The sequence below is a fragment of the Terriglobales bacterium genome, assembly GCA_035543055.1.
In the GTDB taxonomy this organism is placed as follows: domain Bacteria; phylum Acidobacteriota; class Terriglobia; order Terriglobales; family Acidobacteriaceae; genus JAIQFD01.
In genome coordinates this window covers 1-6855 of record DATKKJ010000192.1, presented here as the reverse complement: position 1 = coordinate 6855, position 6855 = coordinate 1, and the positions used below count along the sequence as shown (strand labels likewise).

Below are 6855 nucleotides of genomic sequence, written 5' to 3'. Positions count from 1 at the left end.
GAGAAGGTCCCACCCATCGTCAGCGCGGTGATGATCCTCGGCGGGGCGGGAATGATGATCACCGGCGGCCGGCGCCGCTAGCGGCGGCATTCCGGCAGCAAGACCAAAGCCCCGCGGAGGCGGGGCTTGTCATTCCGTGACCGCGGGCTACTGGTTATTGGCCGTGGCCCGGGCCTGGGCCTTCTCGGCGATGATCTTCTTGGCGTTCTCCGCCAGGGCCTTGGCCTGGGGCATCAGCTCGAGCGCCTTCAGCACGTGCGGATCGCCCTCGGCGCGCACCCGCAGGCCTTCCTGCTGGCCGAACTCGCTGATGAACAATTCGCTCTTGATGTTGGTGCGCACCCAATCGTTGTTCTCCAGCAGCTCGGCCTCGGTGAAAGGAACTTTCTGCTCGTCGAGGAACTTGCGGAACTCGTTCATTACCTGCTCATCCACCTGAAAATCCTTCTGGATGTGGCGGTTGATGAGGTAGTGCTTGGCGAAGTTGAAGAAGACGTAGTGTTGCAGCAGGGTTTCCTGGAAGCGGTTGCTCTTCTGGGATGGGAGCTTGACGTCGGGGGTGATGCCGCCGCCGCCGTACACGGTGCGCCCGCTGTCGGTCATGCGGACTTCCTTGTTGCCGTTGCTGTCGCCGTTCTCCCGGTTGTAGTAGTAGTCGTAGAGGGAGACGCCGGTGTAGTCGCGCTGGATCAGGCGGCCGCTGGGGGTGTAGTACTTGGCGGTGGTCAGGGCCAGGCCGGTGTTCTCGGAGAGGGGATAGACGGTCTGCACCAATCCCTTGCCGAAGGTGGTCTCGCCGACGATCAGGCCGCGGTCGTGGTCCTGGATGGCGCCGGCGACGATCTCGGCCGCCGAAGCGGTCCCGCGGTTCACCAGCACGACCAGCGGGAAGTCCTTGCCGCCGTTGCCGTGGGCGGCGCGGTAGACCTTCTCCGGGCTGGAGCGGCCGTGGTGGGAGACGATGACCGCGCCCTTGGGCAGGAACTTGTCGGCCACTCCGACGCCCTCGCTCAGCAGCCCGCCGGGATTCTGGCGCAGGTCGAGCACCAGGCCCTTCAGATCGCCGAAGGCGTCGAGCGCCTCCGCGACCTCTTTGTCGGTGGTCTCATTGAAGCCGGAGACGTGCATGTATCCGATGCCCGGCTTGATCATGAAGTGCAGATCGACGCTGGCGCGCGGGATCTCGTCGCGGACGACTTTGAATTCCAGCGGCTTCTCCGAGCCTTCGCGCAAGATGGTGATGCGGACGGTGGTCCCCTTGGGGCCTTTCAGCAACTCGGCCACTTCGCTGGTGGTCAGGTTGTCGGTGGGCTTACCGTCCACCGCAATGATGACGTCGCCGGGCCGGATGCCGGCGCGATAGGCGGGCGTGCCCACGAAGGGCGCGATCACGATGACCTTGTTGTTGCGCGGCCCCACCTGCATGCCCACGCCGTAGTACTTGCCGCGCTGCTCCTCGCGGAGCAGGGAATAGGACTTGGGATCGAAGAAATTGGAGTGCGGATCGAGCACGTGGAGCATGCCCGGGATGGCGCCGTTATAGATGGCCTTGTCGGCGTTCACCGGCTCGGCATAGTTCTGCTCCACGACGTCGTACACCTGCGAGAATTCGCGCAGGCTGTCGCGGATGTCGGCGTCGCTGTTCTGGGCGGAGCCGGTCACCCGCTGTCCAAAAACAGCTCCCAGTGCGCCACAAAACAGGATGACAAAGACGATCAGAAGGAGAGAGCGACGAGAACGACCGGCCATGTTTCGGGTTCCTTCAGCAGGGAGGACAAAAATCGTCCCACTTTCCCGCAGTATAGCACGGGAAGCGCGCTTCTAAGCCCTGCTTTTCCCGCTGCTTAGGTTGTAAGATGCGTCGGATACCTCGGCGGGTGCGGGATTTCAGAGCCGGAAGGCGGATGGGAATGAGCCGGACGGCAAGTCGGTACGCCCTTCCACCCGCCGCCCTGCTGGTATCATCTGCCTATGAACCTCGGTTTCTCGGAGATGATCTTCATCTTCTTCGTGGCCCTGCTGGTATTCGGCCCGAAGAGGTTGCCGGAGATCGGCCGTCAGATCGGCGAGGCCCTGACCCAGTTCAAGCGGGCCAGCAACGAGTTCAAGTCGCAACTCGAAGACGAGATCCGCAACATGGAAAGCGAAGAAGCGCGCAAGAAGATCGCGCCGCCGGACCCGCCTGAGCCCAAGCCCATCGCCCTGGAAACCATCCCGCGTGATAGCCCGGCCTACGATGCCCCGCATCCCGCGGCCGCCCCGAGCAACGGTTCCGGGGAAAGCATGACGGCCCCCTCCGCGGAGCCCGAGGAGCGGCATGGCGCTTGAGACAGCGGCGGCGCCTGAGCCTCCCTCCACCCGGCCGGAACTGCCCGGCATGAGCTTCCTGGAGCACCTGGAGGAACTGCGCCGGCGCATCATCTACTCGTTGCTGGCGGTTGGGGTGGGCTTCGGGGCGGCCTGGTACTACGCCGAGCGGATCTACGCCTACGTGCAGGCGCCGGTGGTGGCGGCGCTGCGGGCCCATCACAAGAGCGAGCAACTGGTCTACCTGAACCCCACCGAACCCTTCAACCTTTACTTGAAGGTCGGCCTGCTCGCCGGATTGTTCCTGGCCTCGCCCTTCATCCTCTACCAGGTGTGGGCGTTCATCGCCCCGGGCCTCTACCGCAACGAGAAGCGCTACGTGGTGCCGTTCATGGTGATGACCGTCTTCCTGTTCGTGGCGGGCGGCTACTTCGGATACAAGCTGGTCTACCCGGCGGCGCTCGATTTCCTGATCGGCTATGGCGAGCAGTTCCAGCCCATGATCACCATCGGGGAATACACCGACCTGTTCCTGACCGTGATCATCGGCCTGGGTGTGATCTTTGAGCTGCCCATCCTGGTGTTCTTCCTGTCGTTGATGGGGGTGATAAGCCCCGGCTGGATGTGGCGCAACTTCCGCTATTCGATCCTGGTGATCTTCATCATCGCCGCCATCCTGACGCCCACTACCGACATCCTCAACATGTGCATCTTCGCGGCGCCCATGATCGTGCTGTACCTGCTGAGCATCGGGATCGCCTGGTTCGCCCACCCCAAGCGGCGCAAAGCAAAAGCCGGGGCCTGATGAGAAGCACGCTTTTCGCACTGGTCGCGTTGGTGCTGCTGGCGATGGGCGGGTGCACGCGAAGCAACGGAAACCCGAAAAGTAGCGCCGCCGAAGGCCGCTCTGCCCAACCGGAAACGCCCGCTGCCACCGTGCCGGACCCGGGCGGTACCGCGCCCAGGGTCGACGCCCAACGGGCCATGAAGTACGTGCGCGAGGTGGTGGCCTTCGGGCCCCGGCCTATCGGCAGCCCGGCCCACAAGAAGCTGGAGGGTTACATCCTGGCGCAGCTCAAGGGCGACCAGGTGGAGAGCGACGAATTCACCGCCCAAACCCCCGCCGGAGCGTTCCCCATGCGCAACATCATCGCCAAGTATCCAGGAAAAAAGGACGGCATCATCGTCATCGGCTCGCATTACGACACCCTGTACGGCCGGCCGGACTTCGTGGGTGCGAACGATGGCGGGGCCACCACCGGCTTGTTGCTGGAGCTGGGCCATCATCTGCGTGGAAAGCGCGAGGGATACAGCGTCTGGCTGGTGTGGTTCGACGGGGAGGAAGCGGTGCGCCACTGGTCGCCGGAGGACAGCGTCTACGGCAGCAGGCACCTGGCGGAGAAGTGGCAGAAAGACGGCACGCTGAAGAAGATCAAGGCGTTCCTGCTGACCGACATGATCGGCGACGCCGAGCTCGACATCCAGCGCGACGAGAATTCGACCGCGGGGCTCGAGGATCTGGTGTACAAGGCGGCATCGAACCTGGGCTACCAGTCGCACTTCTTCGCGACCGACACCGCCGTCGAAGATGACCATCTGCCCTTCAAGCGGGCCGGCGTCCCGGTGGCCGACATCATCGACATCGATTATGGCTACGGCAACGCACTCCACCACACCGACCAGGACACCCTGGACAAGCTGAGCCCCAAGAGCCTGAAGATCGCAGGCGACGTCGTGCTGGAGACGGTGCGCCTGCTCGACCAGCGTTAAGCCGCCGGCTTGCAGGATTCCAGTCGCCCGCCGTCTCTCTTCCGTGGTAAGAGTGGAGCAACGTGCAACTCACCGCCCTCGACTGGATCGTCCTCGTCGCCTACTTCGCCGTCAATCTCGCCATCGGCTTCCATTACTACCGGCGGGCCAGCGGCAGCGTGGGGGAGTTCTTCGTCTCCGGACGCAGTGTGCCCTGGTGGCTGGCGGGGACCTCCATGGTGGCCACCACCTTCGGCGCCGACACCCCGCTGGTGGTCACTGGACTGGTCTACAAGAACGGGATCGCCGGCAACTGGTTGTGGTGGGCGATGGCGCTCAGCGGCATGATGACCGTGTTCTTTTTCGCCCGGCTGTGGCGCCGGGCCGGGGTGCTCACCGACATGGAATTCGCGGAGCTGCGCTATGCCGGCAAGCCGGCGGCCTTCCTGCGCGGTTTCCGCGCGCTGTATCTTGCCCTGCCGGTGAATACCATCATCATGGGCTGGGTCTACCTGGCGATGGCCAAGGTGCTGGAGATCACCCTGGGCCTCGACAAGCTGCATGCGCTGCTGCTGGCGCTGGCCATTGCGGCGCTGACGCTGATCTACACCGCGGTATCGGGACTGTGGTCAGTGCTGTGGACGGACTTCGTCCAGTTCATCCTGAAGATGACCATGGTGATCGCGCTGGCGGGGTTCGCGGCGGCGGCGGTGGGCGGCATGGCCGGGCTCACCACCAGGATCGCTGCCCAGGATGCCGCGCTGCACCGCGACACTCTGAGCTTCTTCCCGGCGCGGGGTTCCGACCTGTTCCTGACCTTCCTGGTGTTCCTCAGCATCAACTGGTGGGCGAGCTGGTATCCGGGCGCCGAGCCGGGCGGGGGCGGGTACATCGCGCAGCGCATCTTCTGCGCCAAGAATGAGCGCCATTCCCTGGGAGCCACGCTCTTTTTCAACATCGCGCACTATGCACTGCGGCCCTGGCCGTGGATCGTGGCTGCGCTGGTGTCGGTGGCGCTGTATCCCAACCTGCGCGATCCCGAGGCCGGCTACCTGCAGGTGATGGTGACGCACCTGCCGCCCAGCCTGCGCGGGCTGATGCTGGCGGGCTTCGCCGCCGCTTTCATGTCCACCATCGGCACCCACATCAACCTTGGGGCGTCCTATCTGATCAACGACTTCTATCGGCGCTTCCTGCGCCAAGGAGAGAGCGAGCGGCACTACGTGGTCGCATCGCGGGTAGCGACGGTGCTGGTGACGGTGGTGGCGGCGGTTTGCGCCTTCTACATGGATTCGATCGGTGGGGCCTGGAAGTTCCTGATCGCTATCGGGGCGGGCGCGGGGCTGGTCTTCATCCTGCGCTGGTTCTGGTGGCGCATCAATGCCTGGTCGGAAGTGAGTGCCATGACCGCCGCCGGACTGTCGTCACTCTACCTGCAGTCGCGCTGGTCGAGCCCGGTCGTGGCCGCGTTGCGAAGGATCGACGCGCTGCTCCCGGCGTCGCCGCTGAACCCGGACGATGCCCACGGCTTTGCCTGGCTCATGATCCTGACCACGGCCTTCACCACCGTCTCCTGGATGATCGTGACCTACCTGACCCCTCCGGAACCCGCCGAGAAGCTGCAGTCGTTTTATGACAAGGTGCAGCCGGCCGCGATCGGCTGGCGCGCCTTCGCCGCCAAACACAGGTCTCGCCAGAGCTTGCGCTGGGCGGCGCTGAATTGGGTGGTCGGCTGCGCCATGATCTACTCCGCCCTGTTCGGGATCGGACACCTGGTTTTCGGACGGATCGCGCCCGGGTTGGCGCTGCTGGCGCTGGCCGCGGCCTGCATCGGGTTCATCTTCTGGGACCTGGAACGGCGCGGGTGGGAGACGTTGACTGGCGATGCTCATAAGACGCCCTGACGGCGTCTCTACCGGATGGATCTCCATTTACAATGCCCGCCGGGGAAAAGGTGAATGGCCGGAAACTGGCTGTTCTGGGTCCTGTTCAACGGGTTCGTGGTGGCGATGCTCCTGCTGGACCTGGGAGTCTTCCACCGCAAGGCGCACGTCGTCCGCTTCCGGGAGGCGCTGACCTGGACGGTGGTGTGGATCGCCCTGGCGGGCACTTTCGCCGTGCTCGTGTACTTCTACGGGCACCACATGACCGGCGATTGGAAGCGGGCGAACTCCGAGCTGGCGCTGGAGTTCCTCACCGGGTACCTGATCGAGGAATCGCTCAGCGTCGATAACCTCTTCATCTTCCTGTTGATCTTCCGCCACTTCGCGGTGCCCAAGCAGAACCAGCACAAGGTGCTGTTCTGGGGGATCCTGGGCGCCCTCATCATGCGCGCCATCTTCATCGCCGCCGGGGTGACGCTCATCCGCCGCTTCGAGTGGATCATCTACCTCTTCGGAGCGTTCCTGGTCTATACCGGGCTGACCCTGATGTTTCAGCACGGAGCGTCGGTCAATCCCAAGGATAGCCGCGTGCTGCGCTGGTTCCGGAAGGTCGTGCGGGTGACCCACGATTACGAATCGGACCGCTTCCTGGTGCGCCGTCCCGACGGCTGGTTTGCGACCCCGCTGATGCTGGTGCTGGTGCTGGTGGAAAGCACCGACGTGTTGTTCGCCACCGATTCCATCCCTGCCGTACTGGCGGTCACCCGCGATCCCTTCATCGTGTACACCTCGAATGTGTTCGCGGTCCTGGGGCTAAGGTCGCTTTATTTCGCCCTGGCCGGGATGATGGACCTCTTCCACTATCTTCACTACGGGCTGGCCGTCATCCTCATGTTCATCGGGGCCAAGATGCTGG

The 6855-nt window shown here is 64.1% G+C and carries 6 protein-coding genes; 5 read left to right on the top strand and 1 reads right to left on the bottom strand.

Translation table 11 applies throughout. From position 1 onward, the window contains the following. Positions 1-147: 147 nt before the first annotated feature. The gene (locus tag VMS96_12795) at positions 148-1749 is read right to left on the bottom strand and encodes a S41 family peptidase (GenBank protein HVP44304.1); all 1602 of its coding nucleotides are present in this window, start codon (positions 1747-1749) and stop codon (positions 148-150) included. Positions 1750-1971: 222 nt separating this feature from the next. On the opposite strand from VMS96_12795, the gene tatB reads away from it, so the two are divergent. From tatB to VMS96_12770, 5 genes are all read left to right on the top strand, one after another. Further along, the gene (gene tatB / locus VMS96_12790) at positions 1972-2328 is read left to right on the top strand and encodes a Sec-independent protein translocase protein TatB (protein ID HVP44303.1); all 357 of its coding nucleotides are present in this window, start codon (positions 1972-1974) and stop codon (positions 2326-2328) included. Further along, entirely contained in the window at positions 2318-3112 is a 795-nt protein-coding gene (gene tatC / locus VMS96_12785) for a twin-arginine translocase subunit TatC (GenBank protein HVP44302.1), read from the top strand. The genes tatB and tatC overlap by 11 nt, the downstream gene beginning before the upstream one ends. Then, positions 3112-4077 (top strand): M28 family peptidase, encoded by a 966-nt coding sequence (locus VMS96_12780; protein HVP44301.1) that lies wholly within the window; start codon positions 3112-3114, stop codon positions 4075-4077. Before tatC ends, VMS96_12780 begins: the two co-directional genes overlap by 1 nt. A 62-nt stretch (positions 4078-4139) precedes the next feature. Beyond that, positions 4140-5960, top strand: a complete 1821-nt coding sequence (locus VMS96_12775) for a sodium:solute symporter family protein (protein ID HVP44300.1) — start codon at positions 4140-4142, stop codon at positions 5958-5960. Between the two features lie 54 nt (positions 5961-6014). Next, positions 6015-6855, top strand: an 841-nt coding sequence (locus tag VMS96_12770; GenBank protein HVP44299.1) for a TerC family protein, incomplete at its 3' end; no start/stop codon positions are given.

Coding starts and splice junctions, on each gene's coding strand:
- VMS96_12795 (HVP44304.1), bottom strand. CDS start 1,749: ATGGCCGGTCGTTCTCGTCGCTCTCTCCTTCTGATCGTCTTTGTCATC.
- VMS96_12780 (HVP44301.1), top strand. CDS start 3,112: ATGAGAAGCACGCTTTTCGCACTGGTCGCGTTGGTGCTGCTGGCGATG.
- tatB (HVP44303.1), top strand. CDS start 1,972: ATGAACCTCGGTTTCTCGGAGATGATCTTCATCTTCTTCGTGGCCCTG.
- tatC (HVP44302.1), top strand. CDS start 2,318: ATGGCGCTTGAGACAGCGGCGGCGCCTGAGCCTCCCTCCACCCGGCCG.